The organism is Aurantimonas sp. C2-5-R2 (assembly GCF_036549495.1).
GTDB lineage: Bacteria > Pseudomonadota > Alphaproteobacteria > Rhizobiales > Rhizobiaceae > Aurantimonas > Aurantimonas coralicida_A.
This window is the reverse complement of record NZ_JAZHLJ010000007.1, coordinates 1-14,397: the sequence shown is the minus strand read 5'-3', so window position 1 is coordinate 14,397 and position 14,397 is coordinate 1. Positions and strand designations below refer to the sequence as shown.

Sequence of the window (14,397 nt, the reverse complement as noted above, 5' to 3'; positions counted from 1 at the left end):
CAACGCGGAGGATTGGTTTGCCTCCGCTTTCCGGGTGGCGGGACTTTGATACTTCGCTCTTCATAGGGTTGTCGCGACGGGTGCGCTATGATGGCTGGTTCGTGGGCGGTTTGCCCGTTGGCTTGGCGGCAACGCGGTTCGGGGCCCGGGGCGAGCGGGCGCGTCCCCACTTCACCGTTGACCGGCGGCGCCAGCGGCGCACGACGATCAGATCGACCGACAGGACGAGGAGCCCCAACGGGATCATCCAGAAGCCGAGAATCGGCAGGAAACCCAGAAGGCCGCCGGCGACAAGGCCGCTTCCCAGGGCTATCCGCCATCCGCGGCTCGCCGGCAGCGGAAGTTTACGGCCGAATATCTCGATCCCGCGGCTCTCGGATTTGCGTTCGCCATCCCTTTCGTTGTGCTGCGTCTCTTGATCACTCATCCTGCCGCCATGATTTACCGATAGCCGTTAGCCCGGCCCTTGAAATGGGAATGCGGCCGGCCGGAACAAAGCCGTTTTTGCCATTCGCGCCGCGATCGGGGATTTTTCCTCAACTCGCGGCTTGGCAAGAGTGTCATCGTTTTGCTATAGGCACGCCAACGCGTCTGACGCGTCATTCCCCGATAGCTCAGTTGGTAGAGCGTTCGACTGTTAATCGAATTGTCGCAGGTTCGAGCCCTGCTCGGGGAGCCAGTTTTCAAGAAGGTCGCCGGTGCCGCACCGGCGACCTTCTTTTTTTCGGCGTCGTCTGATCCGCCGGCCCCCCTGCGATTTCGTCGCACCCGCCTCGCCGCAGAGCCATGGAGCGCCAGCTATCTGCCATCGGCAACGATGGGACGCCTGCATGGACGACAACAGCTCGAAAGCCCACAGCGATCCGATCGTCGTCTGGATGCGCGACGATCTGCGCCTCGACGACAATCCGGCGCTCGCCGCGGCGGCCGACACCGGTCGGCCCGTGGTGCCGCTCTATGTGCTCGACGAGACATCGGACGGCATCCGCGCGCTCGGTGGCGCTCACCAATGGTGGCTGCATCACAGCCTGGACGCTCTCGCTCGCAGTCTGCGCGGCAAGGGCACCGAGCTGACGCTCCGGCGCGGCACGGCAAAGGGTGAGCTCCTCGACATCATCGCGGCGGTCGGCGCAACAGCGCTTTATTTCAACCGTCGCTACGACCCGGCCGGACGCGCTGTCGACGACAGGATCGCGGAAGCTTTGGGCGCGGCGTTCGATGTCTGCCGCTTCACCGCCAACATCCTGCACGAGCCGGACGAGGTCCAGACGACCACCGGCGGCTATTACAAGGTCTATACGCCGTTCTGGACGAAGCTCGCGGCATCCGAGCCACGCGATCCGATCGACCCGCCGGCCGGTTTCAAGCAACCGGAGGATTTTCCGCGATCGGACAATCTCGCCGACTGGGCGATTCTGCCGACGAAGCCAGACTGGTCGGGGGACATCGCCGAGGCATGGACGCCCGGCGAGAAAGCCGCGCTGGAACGCCTGGAGACGTTCTGCAACGATGATCCCGCCGGCTATCATGAAGCGCGCGACAATCCCTCCGCGGATCGCACATCCGGTCTGTCGCCGCATCTTCGCTGGGGCGAAATCTCGCCCTACCGAATCTGGCACACGGTCCAGACCTATGCGTCACGCCGCCAATCGATCCCGGACGATGCGATCCGCACGTTCAAGAAGGAGTTGGTCTGGCGCGACTTCAATGCCCACCTGCTCCATCACTGCGACAACCTCACCACGACGAACATCAACAAGCGCTTCGATGCGTTCCCGTGGCGGCGTTCACAAGCAGATCTCCGGGCATGGCAACGCGGTCTGACAGGCTACCCCATCGTCGATGCCGGCATGCGCCAGCTCTGGCGGACGGGCGGGATGCACAATCGGGTGCGGATGATCGTCGGATCGTTTCTGACTAAGGACCTCTTGATCGACTGGCGCGACGGCGAGCGCTGGTTTTGGAATACGCTGGTCGACGGCGATGCGGCCTCGAACCCCGCGCAATGGCAGTGGGTGGCCGGCTCCGGCGCCGACGCGCAGCCGTTCTTCCGCGTCTTCAATCCCGTCACCCAGAGCGAGAAATTCGATCCCAACGGCACCTATATCCGCCGATTCGTGCCGGAACTCGCCGAACTGCCGGACAAGGCGATCCACGCGCCTTGGAACGCGTCCGACGAAACCCTCGCAAAGGCGGGAGTCCGGCTCGGAGAAACCTATCCGAGGCCGATCGTCGACCACGGCCGGGCACGCGAGCGCGCGCTGGCGGCCTATAGCGAGATACGAGGATAATTCGCAAATCCAGCCGAGACGGAAGCGGAGCACGGCAGGTTCCGGCACCGGGTCAGCCCGGTGCGATCTCGTAGAGTTACTCCGGGAATAAGGCCGTCTTCGGTCGGTGCTTCAAGCCCCGTGCTTCAGTCGCGCGCAGGGCGTCTTGTGCCAGAACAGGTCGTAGGCGCAAAGCAGGATGGTCACCAAAAGCACCACACCCAGGTCGACGCGGGGAACGTAGACAATCAGCACTCCAAGGAAGAATACGAACAGCGCGAAAGCCACAACGCTCATCAAACGTTCGGTCAGGGTCATTCGGGCGTTCCTCCTTTGAGTATCGTCTGTTCCAGCCAACGCGCCGCGCGCAGCAAACGTGCATCTTCCCCCAGGCGTCCAACCAGTTGAACTCCCATCGGAAGGCCGTTCTCCGCCTCCAACAGCGGCAGCGTGATCGTCGGCAGCCCGGCGAATGTCCAGAGACGATTGAAAACCGGTGAGCCGACATTGTCGAGCCCTTCGGGCGCCGGTCCTGGCGCCGCAGGCGTCAGAATCGCGTCGCATCGGTCCAGAACCGCCATAATCCCGGCTCTGTAGACGCTCTGCCAGTCCTTCGCCGCGAGATAGTCGCGTGCCAGGATGGCCCCGCCGCGCTCCAATGTCTCGCGCAATGGCGCGCTGAGAAGCGCGCCGTGACGCTGACCGTAGCCGACGAGGCTGCGAGCCATTTCAGCCTCAAGGACGCGCGCGCAATGAATCTCGCATTCGGCGAAGATGGCCGGCAGTTCGGCCTCGAAGCAGCGCTCGGCGAGATGCTCGGCCAACTCGCCGAGCGCGCCCTGCATATCGGCGCTCGCCTGATCCCAGAAGGGCGTACGCACCAAGGCGAAGGTCGGCTTGACCGGCGGCGCGGAGCGCGCCGCGTCGAGAAGACGTGGATGCGGCGCATACGATGTCGCGGGATCGGTGGCATCATATCCAAACAGCGCCTCGGCGAGCATCGCCGCGCCCTCGACATCAGCGGCGAATACGCCGGGCGTATCGAGACTGGGAGCAAGGGCTAGCGTGCCGCGTCGCGCTATCGAGCCGAAGCTCGACTTGTAACCGACCGAACCGCAATAGGCGGCCGGGCCGATGACCGATCCGCCACCCTCGACGCCGACCGCGAGCGGCACCATGCCCGCAGCGACGGCCGCCGCCGAGCCGGACGAGGCGACGCCCGGCGTGTGTGCCTTGTTGACCGGGTTGCGCGTTCTCGGCGGATGGCGATAGCCGAGCTCGGCCGTCTCCGTCTTGCCGATCAGCAAGGCGCCGGCCGCGCGCAGCCGCTCCATGATGGCGGCGTCGGCTTCGGGTACGCGTTCCGCGTCGGCGGACGTGCCATTGCGGGTGGGGACGCGGGCCGTGTCGATCGTATCCGCGACGGCGACAGGCACGCCATGGAGAGGCCCCAGGGCCCGCCCCCTGCCCCGCCATTCGTCGAGGATCCTTGCCTGCCGGCGCACGAACTCGGCGTCGAACCACGCGAAAGCACCCACCGCCTCCTCGCGCTCCGCGATCCGCATGAGCGAAGCCTCCGCCAAGTCGGATGTGCGTAGCGCCCCGCTTGCCAGACGGCTCGCGAGTTCAGCAACCGGCAGCGCGAGCAGCCTTGGATCAATTGCCATAAATGGCGTCCGGCAGATAAAAGACGATCTGCGGGAAGATGTAGACGACCGCCATCGACAGGAAGACCATGAAGAGGAACGGCATGATGCCGGCGAAGATTTGCGTCAACTTCACCTCCGGCGGGGCGATCCCCTTCAGGTAATAGGCGCTCATCGCCATCGGAGGTGTGAGGAACGACGTCTGGAGGTTCAGCGCCACCAGAATGCCGAAGAAGAGCGGATCGATCCCGAACATTTCCAGCAGCGGCAGGAAAATCGGTACGAAGATGATGATGATCTCCGACCATTCCAGCGGCCAGCCGAGCAGGAAGATGATCAACTGCGCCAACAGCAGGAACTCCAGCGGCGACAGATCCAACCCACGGACGAATTCCGAAATGACCGTCTCACCGCCAAGATAGGAAAAGACCGAGGAGAAGGTGTAGGAGCCGACGAAGAGCCAGCACACCATCGCGGTGGTCCGGACCGTGAGATAGACCGACTCCCGCAGTCTCTGAAAGGTCAGGGCGCGGTAGGAAACGGCAAGCAGCAAGCCGCCGAGCGCACCGATGGCCGCGGCTTCCGTCGGGGTGGCAAGCCCGAACAGGATCGAGCCGAGGACGGAGAGAATCAGGACGGCCAGCGGCAGGAAGGACGTCGCGATCATGACGATCAGCCGCAGGGCCGGAACGTGGGGAACTTCCTCGTCGGTTGGTTTCGGCGCCACCGAGGGCTGCACGATGGACCGGCCAACGACGTAGACGAGGTAGAGACCGACCAACAGGAAGCCGGGGAGCAACGCACCGGCATAGAGCCGGACGATCGAGGTGCCGGAGGCCGCCGCGTAGACGATCAGCATGATCGAGGGCGGGATCAGGATGCCGAGCGTTCCGCCGGCGCAGATGATGCCCGCGGCGAACGACGTGTCGTAGCGCGCCTTCAACATGGCCGGCAGCGCCAGCAGTCCCATCAACGTCACAACTGCGCCAACAATGCCGGTGGCCGTGGCAAACAGGGCGCAGGTGATCAGGGCGGCAACGCCGAGCGAGCCGGGAACATTCTTGGAGGCGATGTTCAGGGTGGTGAAGAGCCTCTCGACGATATTGGCCCGCTCGACGACATAGCCCATGAAGAGGAATAGCGGGACTGCGGTCAGAACCTCGTTGCTCATCACCGTGTAGGTCTGGTTGATGAAGAGGTCGAAGATGCGGTTGTTGAAAAACCCGTCGACCCAGAGACTGAAGCTGTCCCATGTGCCCGCGAGATCATCGAGACGATTGAAGCTGCGCCACATGCGGTCGGCGTCGAAATAAGCGTAGTAACCGAAGCCGATACCCATCGCCATCAGGGTGAAGGCGATCGGAAATCCGAGGAAGACAAGGAAGATGAACAGCCCCAGCATCGTGAGGGCGAGTTGGGGATCGGTCATGGATGGGCGTCGCTTTCGGCGGCAGTGGCTTTGTTGAGGATCGCGTCCTCGGTCTCCTGAACGTCCTCATGGGCGCGCATCCAATATCCGGTGCGAATGCACTGGATACAGCGGAAAATCTCGGCGATGCCCTGAATGAAGAGAAGGATACCAGCCGCAACCATGACTGCTTTGAACTGGAAGATCGGGATGCCGGCCGGGCTATTCACGCTGACCTCGCCATAACCGACGGAGCGGGCCGCGTATTTCCAGCCGGTGACGATCAGCGCCGTGACCCCGGGAAAAAAGAAAATGAGATAGAGGACGAGGTCGACGGTCGCCTGCGTCTTCGGCTTCCAGAGCCGATAAAGGAAGTCGCCGCGCACATGGCCGCCGCGTGACAGCGTATAGGCCCCGCCCATCATGAACAGCGTTCCGTACATGATGAAGGAAACGTCGAACGCCCAAGGCGTCGGATCGTTCAAGACGTAGCGCACGAACACTTCGTAGCTGGTGCCGAACGTCATCAGGATGATCAGCCAGGCGAATGCCTTGCCGAAGGCTGCCGACAGTGAGTCGGCAAAGCGGATGAAAGCGACCATGGATTCCCGATCCGGTTACAGAAAGGCCCGGCGGAAACCGACCGCCGGGCATTGGATTGTTCTGTGTCCGGGTATCAGCTCGGCAGTTTGCCCGGGAAGAAGTGCTCGTAGGCCAAGCGGTAGTCCGGCGCGTTCAGGAGCTCGTAATAGGTCACCCGCTCGACCCAGGCGCGCTGGCTGTCGAGCACCTTCTTGATGAAGGGATCGGTCTCCAGATCAACGATCATGGTGCTCCAGGCTTCCAGTTCCGCCTGCAGGATTTCCTGCGGCGTCTGGCGCACGGTCACACCGCTCTCGTCCTGCAGCTTCTGCAGATCGGAGGAATAATTGTCGAGCGCATAAGCCGTGTTGGCCGTCGACGCCGCCTCGACGCTATATTCCATGATCGCCCGCAGATCCTCGTCGAGATCGTCCATGAAGTCCTTGTTGAACAGGAACTCGAAGGCCTCACTCGCCTGATGGTAGGAACCGAGATAGTAGTTCTTCGCCACGTCCTGCGCGCCGAAACGCATATCGGACGACGGGTTGTTGAACTCGAACGCGTCGATCACGCCGCGCTCCATCGCCGGCACGATCTCGCCGCCCGGAAGCTGCGCGACGCTCATTCCCATGGACTGCATCAGATCGGCGGCAAGGCCGACGGTCCGGTACTTGAAGCCCTTGATATCGGCGACGCTATTGACCGGCTCCTTGAACCAACCAAACGGCTGAGCCGGCATCGGGAAGCCGAGCAGGCCGACAACGTTGAGTCCCATCGTGTCCTGGGTCAGCTCGCGATAAAGCTCGCGCCCGCCACCCTGGTAGAACCACGACAGCATGGTGGTCGGATTGCCGCCGAACACCGGTCCGGTGCCGAACAGCGAAGCCGCCTTGTTCTTGCCGTACCAGTAAGCCGACACCGAATGCGCCGCGTCCAGCACGCCGTCATTGACCGCGTCCATCACCTGGAACGCCGCGACGACGGCGCCGGCGGGGAGAAGATCGATCTTGATCCGGCCGCCGGACATCGACTCGACGCGGTCGACATACTGCTTGGCCATGTCCATCCAGATGTCGGATGCCGGCCAGGACGTCTGCATCTTCACGACCAGCGGCGACTGGGCCAGTACGGCCGGCGTCGCGAGCGCGGTCGCCGCGGCTGCCGCTCCACCACCGATCACGCTCTTCTTCAGAAACGAGCGGCGGTTGACGGCCTTGGATTGAATATCTGTCACGTAATTCCTCCCTTAAAATTCGCGCCCGGTCTTGCGGAACCTTGGTTCACACACAAGCCGATGCATTGTGGCGAACCGATCCCTCCCGGCGGCCTCGGCTACTATCATGGACGCACCCCTGGTTGGCAAGGAGCGGCAGGGCGATCCGGATACGACTAAAGCCTCATGCCGTGCACCTATTTGGCCCATATCAGCCCCGAATAGGATTCATTGCGGTCACAATCAGGGCAACGTCACCAAGTTGGCGGATGAGTTGGGGGATGAGGCGAGTTGAAGCTCACTCCGGTCGTCGTCCAGCGGTTTTGACGGCGGGCGGCGTGAGCGTCTTCGCGATATCGGCAGGGCGCATCGATAGCGATCCCCTGCCCCCGCAGCATGTCACCGCCGCCGCATCGAAGCCGTTATCGATGCGTTGCCTCATTTGCACCATGCAGCATCTTGCCCGCAATCGTTTCCGCTTGAATTGCGGGGTGGCGTTGATCGTCGCCCGCCCTCAGCGCGCGGCGGAAGGTCCGACTTGCCCACGCTGTTCTGCGAAGCATGTGAAGCCCACTTGGCAACTGACCAACCGCGCGGTTCTGGCGTCGCCAAGCTTACCGCGTGTGGCGTCCCGTCTAGCGCGGTACCGCGCCGTCCATCAGTTCGGCTTGGCGGCTCCAACTGGCGCTTTTCACGCCGTCCGGGGTCTGGGCGCAGGCGCTGAAGGTCAGGGCGAGGAGAAGAACCGCGGGAAGAAATTTCATCGGGCAGGCCTTTTTGCGTTGGCGGAGGCATCCTCCGCCGCCAAGCGGGCGATTGCGAGGCGACACCGCCGAAGCGGGCTGTCGGCGGCGATCACTCCGGCTCCTGCCCCGGAACCAGGCCGCCGGACGGCGTCGAGGCGATGATCGATGGCGTGACGCCGCCGATCAGCGGCAGGCCGGATGCCTTGCCGTAGGTGCTGCCGACGCCGTAGAGCCAGGGCACGCCACTGTTGCGGGTGCGCAGGACCATGCGCCCGTCCGGCAGGCGCACCGGCACGGCGACGCGCTTCTCGCGGTTCGACAGGGCGACGCCGACGGTCTGCTGCGCCAGGACCGGCGCGGCGGGGAGCGCGAGCAGCGCGGCGAGAATGGCGGTGGAAAAACGGGACATCACGATCTCCTCGAGGGGGATGGAGCTCTTCGGGATAAACGCTGCGAACCCGGGGAATGGTTCCGCCGTGCGCCACGCGTCACTGCACGAAAAAAGCCGCCCCGCGCGAGGCGGGACGGCTTGTCGTCATTTGCTGGCGGGGACCGGCTTAGTTCGGCGTCTGGCCGGGGACCACGCCACCCGACGGGGTGGTAACTTCGTCGGTCTTGGCGCCAGGCTCGCCGCTCGTCGCGGTGCTGGCGCCGGACAGGTTCGAATCCATCGCGCCGTCGGTCTTCATGCCGCCGTCCATCATCATCGTCGCCATGAACGGCATCACGACGGGCTTGCCTTCCATCATCGTCGGGGTGTCGACGTCGGTCGCGCCGTCGCCGAAATCATAGGTGTCGTTGCCGTTGGTCTCGTCGTGCAGCATCGCCATGTAGGCGCCGTCGGCGGCCAGTTCGACGTCCGTCTCGACCGTCACCGACTCGTTGTGACCGGGCTTGAGGGCGACGTGGCCGATCGAGCCCGGAACCACCGGCGCGCCGTCCTTGACCTCGTGAATGACCAGATAGCCGCCATTGTCGGCGCCGACGCTGGCGAAGGTGATGGCCTTGCCCTCGACCTTGACGTTGGCGGTGTCGATCATGTTGTCGGCAAAGGCGGTCGTTCCGAGCGCGAGAAGCGTGGCGGCAGTCGTCATCAGAAGCTTGTTCATGGGGAGTCCTCCAAATTCGGGGATGGATCGCGAAGAAGCGTCGGCTGTGCGAAGCGTTCGCGATTCCAGCTAACAACGGGCCGTTCGGCGGGAGGTTGCGTCGAAACCCGCCGATCAAGTGGATGTGAGGGAAGTTCTGACAGCGGCGGGAATGTGCCCGGCGGCGGCTTTGTGCCGCCAGCCGGATCGGTTAAAGGCGGTGCCACATCAATACCCGCCAACCTCATACAACAAGGACGACCATGACCATCACCCTCGACAAGGCCCGCATTATCATCGCCGAGGCGCTCAAAACCGGTGCCGCGAACGGCTGCAAGCCACTGACCGTCGCCGTTCTCGATGCCGGCGGCGCGCTGGTCGCGCTGGAGCGCTCGGACGGGTCGTCGCGGATGCGCCCGGACATCGCCATCGGCAAGGCCAATGGCGCCATCGCGCTCGGCATCGGTTCGCGGGCGATCTTCAAGCGGGCCGAGGAGCAGCCCTCCTTCGTCCAGGCGATGAACGCTCTCGCCAAGGGCTCGCTGGTGCCGGTGCCGGGCGGCGTGCTGGTCAAGGGCCAGGGCGGCGCGATCCTCGGCGCTGTCGGCATCACCGGCGATACCTCGGACAATGACGAGATCGCCGCCATCGCCGGCATCGAGGCCGCCGGCTTCCAGGCCGACGGGGGCTAGGGGCCCCCGCCAGCGAGAGCGTAAGCCCGAAGCTTAAGGGCGGGGCAGACAACCGGGTCCCCGTTAGCGCCGAGCCTCGCGAGAAGCTGAGGTCGGGGCCGGTAACGGCTCACTTCACCGAAGCTTGTGTTGATCGGGCGCGCGTCGCCGGCCTTGATGGCGCGACGCATGCCCGATCGGCAGAAGACTGAGGAGATGACGATGCGACGCAACCCATTCGCCCTGGCCACGCTGGCCGCTGGTGCCCTGATGGCGCTGACGCTGGCGCCCGGCCCGGTCGCGGCTCAGACGAGTGCGACGGCGATCTTCGCCGGCGGCTGCTTCTGGTGCGTGGAGAGCGACTTCGACCATGTAAAGGGCGTGCTCGACACGACGTCGGGCTATATCGGCGGAACCAACCAAAACCCGACTTATCAGAACCATCCCGGTCACGTCGAAGCGGTAAAGATCACTTACGACCCGGCCAAGGTTTCCTATGAGGAACTGCTCACGGTGTTCTGGCACTCGGTCGACCCGACCGACGCCGGCGGCCAGTTCTGCGATCGCGGCCATTCCTACACCACCGCGATCTTCGCCACCGACGCCGGCCAGGTCGAGACGGCGAAGGCGTCGAAGGCCGCGGTGAAACAGGACCTCGGCGCGGTGGTGACGCCGATCAACACCGCCCCGACCTTCTGGCCGGCGGAGGGCTACCACCAGGATTACTACAAGAAGAACCCGCTGAAATATAAATACTACCGCTTTTCCTGCGGCCGCGACGCCACGATCCGCAAGGTCTGGGGCGACAAGGCCTTCGAGGGCATCAAGGATTCGATGAGCTGAGGGGCGGCAGGGGCGGTTTGGAGGGAACCCGCCGCCCCGCCGGCAGTTGGAATCCAAACCTCACACGGGAGAGATCATGACTTTCAAAGCCTTGGCGCCGCTGTTCGGCGCTGCCCTCGTCCTGGCTCCTACCCTCGCCCATGCCGAGGACGACTGGGTCACCAAGCAATCGCCCAAATCCGTCGCCGATACGGTCGCGGCGCTGACGGCGGCGATCGAAAAGGCCGGCGCCAAGGTTGTCGCTACCCTCGACCATCAGGCCAATGCCCAATCGGCCGGCATGGAGCTGCCGGCGACGACGGTGGTCATCTTCGGCAATCCGAAACTCGGCACGCCGCTGATGCAAAAGAACCGCCGGATCGCGATCGACCTCCCGCAGAAGATGCTGGTCTGGGACGAGGACGGCCAGACCATGGTCGGCTATCTCGAGCCGGAGGAACTCGCCGAGCGCTACGACATCGACGACGATGCCGAGCCTGTGGAGGCGATGGAAAAGGCGCTCGACAAGCTGTCGGACGCGGCAATCGCCAAGTAGCGCCGCCCACCCTCAACGATTGAGCGGCTCGATCCAGATCTCGCCGGCCATGACGTTATCGGGCTGCGACAGCGCATAGAGCACGGCCCCGGCAATATCGTCCGGGGTCAGTGCGTTCGGCTTGGGCTCGTCGAAGAATGGCGTGTCGACCATGCCGGGCTCGATCAGCGTCACCTTGACGCCCTTCTCGCGCATTTCCTCACGCAGATTGTAGCCATAGCCGGTCACCGCCCATTTGGTGGCGCCGTAGACCGAGCCCGGCAACACCTTGCGGCCAGCTACCGAGCCGGTCAGCAGGTAATGCCCCTTGGCCGCGACGACCGCGTCGTAGGTGGCCTTCACCGTGAACATCAGGCCGAGAACGTTGGTCAGCACCATCTCGCGCCAATTGTCGACGTCGCCGCCCGCGGTGCCGGTGCCTTTGGCGCCGAGCCCGGCATTGACGAAGACCGCGTCGAGCGAACCGACGCGGCCGAGAACGGCGGCGACCATCGCCTGCTGGGCGGAAAAATCCTGGACGTCGCAGGCCAGCGCCATCGCATTCTCCGAACCCAGTTCGGCGACCAGCCCGTCGAGCTTGTCCCTGGAGCGGGCGGCGAGCGCCACGCGGTAGCCGGCCTTGACGGCGCGGCGGGCGGTGGCCGCGCCGATGCCGGTCGAGGCGCCTGTGATGAGCATGGTCTTCATGGAAATCTCCTTGATCGCGATTCAAGCGGGCGCCGGTACCGGGCGCGATCGCACTGGAACCGCCATGTGGATCGCAACCCCGTTCAGGAAAGCCCGGGCACCCGCGCCGCGACGCGATGCCGTCCCGAATCGTCGCCGAAAACCCGTTTCGAACGGAACCGTTCGCCTCTAGGGCGATTATGCAGGCGACCGGTTTTGGCATCGGGGTTCGCCCACGCGGCCCGATGCGCCAACGCCACCCCACACGAAGGAGACGACAATGGCCAAGAACGGCAAAACCAAGCTGCATTCGAGCAAGAACCCGCTGTCGGAGAACATCCGCGGATCGATGGTGCAGCTGTTGCAGAAGCATCTCGGCACGGCGGTCGACCTCACCTACCAGACCAAGCAGGCGCACTGGAACGTCAAGGGCATGAACTTCATCGCCGTGCACAAGCTGTTCGACGAGCTGCACGAGGTGACCGAAGCCTATGTCGACGATATCGCGGAGCGGCTGACCGGCATGGGCGGCCAAGCCCACGGCACGGTGCAGGCGGCAGTCGAGAATTCGGTGCTGGAGCCCTACCCGCTCGACCTGGTGAAATCGGAAGATCACCTGAAACGACTCGCCGATTCCTACGCGCGCTGGAGCAACGAGGTGCAGAAGGGCATCGAGGAGGCCTCCGAGGCCGGCGACGCGCTGACCGAGGATCTGTTGACCGAGGTCGGCCGCGGCCTCGACAAGTCGCTGTATTTCCTGGAGAGCCATTTCCAGGGGTAAGGTGTTCCCCGGCTCCTATCCGGACAAGAAAAAAGGCGGCCCGACGGGTCGCCTTTTTCGTTGCAGCGATTGGTCCGCCCCGCCCTCAGGCGATGGTCTGACCGGTCTTTTTCCAGTCGGAAAGGAAGGCCTCGAGGCCCTTGTCGGTCAAGGGATGCTTGACCAGACCCTTGAGCGTCGCCGGCGGCACGGTGGCAACGTCGGCGCCGAGCAGCGCCGCCTCGCGGACGTGGTTCATGGTGCGCACCGAGGCCGCCAGGATCTCGGTATCGAAGCCATAATTGTCGTAGATCCGGCGGATGTCGGCGATCAGCCCCATGCCGTCGATGTTGATGTCGTCGAGCCGGCCGATGAAGGGCGAGATGAAGGTCGCCCCGGCCTTGGCCGCGAGCAGCGCCTGCACCGCCGAGAAGCACAAGGTGACGTTGACCAGGAAACCCTCGCCGGTCAGCGCCTTGCAGGCCTTCAGGCCGGGAAGCGTCAGCGGCAGCTTGATGCAGACATTGTCGGCGATGGCGGCCAGAATCTTGCCCTCGCGGATCATGGCGTCGGTCTCGGTGGCGGTGACCTCGGCCGAGACCGGGCCGTCGACGGCGGCGCAGATTTCGGCGACCACCTCCTTCATCGGCCGGTTCGCCTTCATGATCAGCGACGGGTTGGTGGTCACGCCGTCGAGGAGACCCGTGTCGGCGAGTTCCTTGATCTCGGCGATGTCCGCGGTGTCGACGAAGAATTTCATGGCGCCCTCTTTGGGTTCGGTTCGCGATCTGCCGCCTCTTTAGCAGGAATGGGCGGGCCGGCGCCAGATCGACCGGGCGCTGCCCGTTCAACGGGTCGAGGTATTGGATTAGAGCTTCGAACACAGAGATCGTTATTACGCGAACTTAGAGGCCGTTTCGAAACCCTGCCAAGACCAGCCTCCATGGTTCACCCGGGACGCCCAAACCCGCGGAAATCGGGTATCATGTCATTGCGGAGCGACCATCCGAGGGGCCTTTGAACCCGCCGCAGTGAGTTTCGAAACGGACTCTAATCCGCCGGCCGGGTGCAAAGCGTAGCGTGGGCATCCCTGCCATAAATGCTTCATCCTCTGGCGTCTCTTGTCAGAATAAAAGATGACTCAGATCACCTACCACCTACTTCAGCGGCCCTTTCGTCAGCACATCAATGTGTTTCTTGCTTTTGATTTCCGGAAGTACGAACATATGGATTGAGGAGGCTTTCGCGCGTTTCAACAACGTTGAGAGACGGAGATCGGCTAAATATATGGCGACGAGTTCCCTTAAGTGATGGCGTTGCTTCTGATCGCTCGCCCTCACTCAGGAGACAGCCTCCCATACGGATAGGACGACAATAAATGACCCAAATAAGTATAGCTATCGTACTAATTGGCGGCGGTTTCGCTCTCGTGTTGTTTGCGAAGCGTCTGGATCTCGGGTTTGGCGACGTCTCTAAGGCCGCGCTCGTGCTTGCTCCCTTACTACTTTACCTTTTTATGACTGGCCGGATTTCTGAATTTGAGGGGCTTGGTTGGAAAGCGAAGTTTCGGGCGCTGGCGTCAGAAAGCGTGATCAGCGCGGCGAAGGCGGCAGATTTAGTATTAAGCGAGGAAGACGCGAACAGGCCTAATTACTTCAATGAGGCATTTTTGATGCGATGCCGTGGGTACTATATTTTACGAGACAAAGACGCCTACACTGAAAATGGGGAAATTGACGAAAATGCGGTGATACAAATCGCTACGGCGATCCGCACTTCCATCGTTTGCGGTCAATTTAGAGCCCTAGTTGTCGTAGATAGCGACTTTAAACCAGTGGGCTTATTCCCTTGGCAGCATTTCATTGAAATAATACGCATAAACTTAGAGTCCGTTTCGAAACTCACTGCGGCGGGTTCAAAGGCCCCTCGGATGGTCGCTCCGCAATGACATGATACCCGATTTCCGCGG

General features: G+C 63.2%; 17 protein-coding genes and 1 tRNA gene. 7 read left to right on the top strand and 11 right to left on the bottom strand.

Annotated features, from left to right (window positions below):
- Positions 1-85 precede the first annotated feature (85 nt).
- Complete coding sequence (locus VQ044_RS05195) at positions 86-427, bottom strand: hypothetical protein (RefSeq protein WP_327645817.1); 342 nt, start codon at positions 425-427, stop codon at positions 86-88.
- A gap of 176 nt (positions 428-603) precedes the next feature.
- Here VQ044_RS05195 and VQ044_RS05190 point away from each other — a divergent pair.
- A tRNA-Asn gene (locus VQ044_RS05190) sits at positions 604-679 on the top strand.
- A 151-nt stretch (positions 680-830) separates the two neighbouring features.
- On the top strand, positions 831-2,291 hold the full coding sequence (locus VQ044_RS05185) for a cryptochrome/photolyase family protein (RefSeq protein ID WP_327645819.1): 1,461 nt from the start codon (positions 831-833) through the stop codon (positions 2,289-2,291).
- Between the two features lie 111 nt (positions 2,292-2,402).
- Here the strand turns inward: VQ044_RS05185 and VQ044_RS05180 are convergent, their stop codons facing one another.
- From VQ044_RS05180 to VQ044_RS05145, 8 genes are all read right to left on the bottom strand, one after another.
- Entirely contained in the window at positions 2,403-2,588 is a 186-nt protein-coding gene (locus VQ044_RS05180; protein ID WP_327645820.1) for a hypothetical protein, read from the bottom strand.
- Positions 2,585-3,937 (bottom strand): amidase, encoded by a 1,353-nt coding sequence (locus VQ044_RS05175; RefSeq protein WP_327645821.1) that lies wholly within the window; start codon positions 3,935-3,937, stop codon positions 2,585-2,587. Before VQ044_RS05175 ends, VQ044_RS05180 begins: the two co-directional genes overlap by 4 nt.
- Positions 3,927-5,345, bottom strand: a complete 1,419-nt coding sequence (locus tag VQ044_RS05170; RefSeq protein ID WP_327645823.1) for a TRAP transporter large permease — start codon at positions 5,343-5,345, stop codon at positions 3,927-3,929. Before VQ044_RS05170 ends, VQ044_RS05175 begins: the two co-directional genes overlap by 11 nt.
- The gene (locus tag VQ044_RS05165; RefSeq protein WP_327645824.1) at positions 5,342-5,926 is read right to left on the bottom strand and encodes a TRAP transporter small permease subunit; all 585 of its coding nucleotides are present in this window, start codon (positions 5,924-5,926) and stop codon (positions 5,342-5,344) included. Before VQ044_RS05165 ends, VQ044_RS05170 begins: the two co-directional genes overlap by 4 nt.
- A gap of 74 nt (positions 5,927-6,000) precedes the next feature.
- Entirely contained in the window at positions 6,001-7,131 is a 1,131-nt protein-coding gene (locus VQ044_RS05160) for a TRAP transporter substrate-binding protein (protein ID WP_442872861.1), read from the bottom strand.
- A 623-nt stretch (positions 7,132-7,754) separates the two neighbouring features.
- Positions 7,755-7,883: a hypothetical protein gene (locus VQ044_RS05155; RefSeq protein WP_327645825.1), complete on the bottom strand. Its 129-nt coding sequence runs from the start codon at positions 7,881-7,883 to the stop codon at positions 7,755-7,757.
- Between the two features lie 91 nt (positions 7,884-7,974).
- Positions 7,975-8,274: a hypothetical protein gene (locus VQ044_RS05150; protein WP_327645827.1), complete on the bottom strand. Its 300-nt coding sequence runs from the start codon at positions 8,272-8,274 to the stop codon at positions 7,975-7,977.
- Between the two features lie 148 nt (positions 8,275-8,422).
- Positions 8,423-8,974, bottom strand: a complete 552-nt coding sequence (locus VQ044_RS05145; protein WP_327645828.1) for a DUF7282 domain-containing protein — start codon at positions 8,972-8,974, stop codon at positions 8,423-8,425.
- A gap of 242 nt (positions 8,975-9,216) precedes the next feature.
- Between VQ044_RS05145 and VQ044_RS05140 the strand changes: the two genes are divergently transcribed.
- The 3 genes from VQ044_RS05140 to VQ044_RS05130 all read left to right on the top strand — a co-directional run bounded on the left by VQ044_RS05140 (position 9,217) and on the right by VQ044_RS05130 (position 11,002).
- Positions 9,217-9,645 carry a GlcG/HbpS family heme-binding protein gene (locus VQ044_RS05140; RefSeq protein ID WP_327622947.1) on the top strand — a complete coding sequence of 143 codons (429 nt, stop codon included), beginning with the start codon at positions 9,217-9,219 and terminating at the stop codon, positions 9,643-9,645.
- 201 nt (positions 9,646-9,846) lie between these two features.
- Entirely contained in the window at positions 9,847-10,467 is a 621-nt protein-coding gene (gene msrA / locus VQ044_RS05135) for a peptide-methionine (S)-S-oxide reductase MsrA (RefSeq protein ID WP_442872859.1), read from the top strand.
- 76 nt (positions 10,468-10,543) lie between these two features.
- Complete coding sequence (locus VQ044_RS05130) at positions 10,544-11,002, top strand: DUF302 domain-containing protein (RefSeq protein ID WP_327645830.1); 459 nt, start codon at positions 10,544-10,546, stop codon at positions 11,000-11,002.
- A 12-nt stretch (positions 11,003-11,014) separates the two neighbouring features.
- Here VQ044_RS05130 and VQ044_RS05125 read toward each other — a convergent pair whose 3' ends face one another.
- Complete coding sequence (locus VQ044_RS05125; RefSeq protein ID WP_327645832.1) at positions 11,015-11,689, bottom strand: SDR family oxidoreductase; 675 nt, start codon at positions 11,687-11,689, stop codon at positions 11,015-11,017.
- A 259-nt stretch (positions 11,690-11,948) separates the two neighbouring features.
- Between VQ044_RS05125 and dps the strand changes: the two genes are divergently transcribed.
- Entirely contained in the window at positions 11,949-12,449 is a 501-nt protein-coding gene (gene dps / locus VQ044_RS05120; protein ID WP_327645834.1) for a DNA starvation/stationary phase protection protein Dps, read from the top strand.
- Between the two features lie 85 nt (positions 12,450-12,534).
- Here the strand turns inward: dps and fsa are convergent, their stop codons facing one another.
- Positions 12,535-13,188, bottom strand: a complete 654-nt coding sequence (gene fsa, locus VQ044_RS05115) for a fructose-6-phosphate aldolase (protein WP_327645835.1) — start codon at positions 13,186-13,188, stop codon at positions 12,535-12,537.
- Positions 13,189-13,806: 618 nt separating this feature from the next.
- Here fsa and VQ044_RS05110 point away from each other — a divergent pair.
- Positions 13,807-14,376 carry a hypothetical protein gene (locus VQ044_RS05110; protein WP_327645836.1) on the top strand — a complete coding sequence of 190 codons (570 nt, stop codon included), beginning with the start codon at positions 13,807-13,809 and terminating at the stop codon, positions 14,374-14,376.
- The last annotated feature ends 21 nt before the right edge of the window (positions 14,377-14,397 follow it).

Excerpts from the sequence above, each read along its gene's own strand:
- VQ044_RS05195 (WP_327645817.1), bottom strand. The coding sequence starts at position 427 with ATGAGTGATCAAGAGACGCAGCACAACGAAAGGGATGGCGAACGCAAA.
- VQ044_RS05185 (WP_327645819.1), top strand. The coding sequence starts at position 831 with ATGGACGACAACAGCTCGAAAGCCCACAGCGATCCGATCGTCGTCTGG.
- VQ044_RS05180 (WP_327645820.1), bottom strand. The coding sequence starts at position 2,588 with ATGACCCTGACCGAACGTTTGATGAGCGTTGTGGCTTTCGCGCTGTTC.
- VQ044_RS05175 (WP_327645821.1), bottom strand. The coding sequence starts at position 3,937 with ATGGCAATTGATCCAAGGCTGCTCGCGCTGCCGGTTGCTGAACTCGCG.
- VQ044_RS05170 (WP_327645823.1), bottom strand. The coding sequence starts at position 5,345 with ATGACCGATCCCCAACTCGCCCTCACGATGCTGGGGCTGTTCATCTTC.
- VQ044_RS05165 (WP_327645824.1), bottom strand. The coding sequence starts at position 5,926 with ATGGTCGCTTTCATCCGCTTTGCCGACTCACTGTCGGCAGCCTTCGGC.
- VQ044_RS05155 (WP_327645825.1), bottom strand. The coding sequence starts at position 7,883 with ATGAAATTTCTTCCCGCGGTTCTTCTCCTCGCCCTGACCTTCAGCGCC.
- VQ044_RS05150 (WP_327645827.1), bottom strand. The coding sequence starts at position 8,274 with ATGTCCCGTTTTTCCACCGCCATTCTCGCCGCGCTGCTCGCGCTCCCC.
- VQ044_RS05145 (WP_327645828.1), bottom strand. The coding sequence starts at position 8,974 with ATGAACAAGCTTCTGATGACGACTGCCGCCACGCTTCTCGCGCTCGGA.
- VQ044_RS05140 (WP_327622947.1), top strand. The coding sequence starts at position 9,217 with ATGACCATCACCCTCGACAAGGCCCGCATTATCATCGCCGAGGCGCTC.
- msrA (WP_442872859.1), top strand. The coding sequence starts at position 9,847 with ATGCGACGCAACCCATTCGCCCTGGCCACGCTGGCCGCTGGTGCCCTG.
- VQ044_RS05130 (WP_327645830.1), top strand. The coding sequence starts at position 10,544 with ATGACTTTCAAAGCCTTGGCGCCGCTGTTCGGCGCTGCCCTCGTCCTG.
- VQ044_RS05125 (WP_327645832.1), bottom strand. The coding sequence starts at position 11,689 with ATGAAGACCATGCTCATCACAGGCGCCTCGACCGGCATCGGCGCGGCC.
- dps (WP_327645834.1), top strand. The coding sequence starts at position 11,949 with ATGGCCAAGAACGGCAAAACCAAGCTGCATTCGAGCAAGAACCCGCTG.
- fsa (WP_327645835.1), bottom strand. The coding sequence starts at position 13,188 with ATGAAATTCTTCGTCGACACCGCGGACATCGCCGAGATCAAGGAACTC.
- VQ044_RS05110 (WP_327645836.1), top strand. The coding sequence starts at position 13,807 with ATGACCCAAATAAGTATAGCTATCGTACTAATTGGCGGCGGTTTCGCT.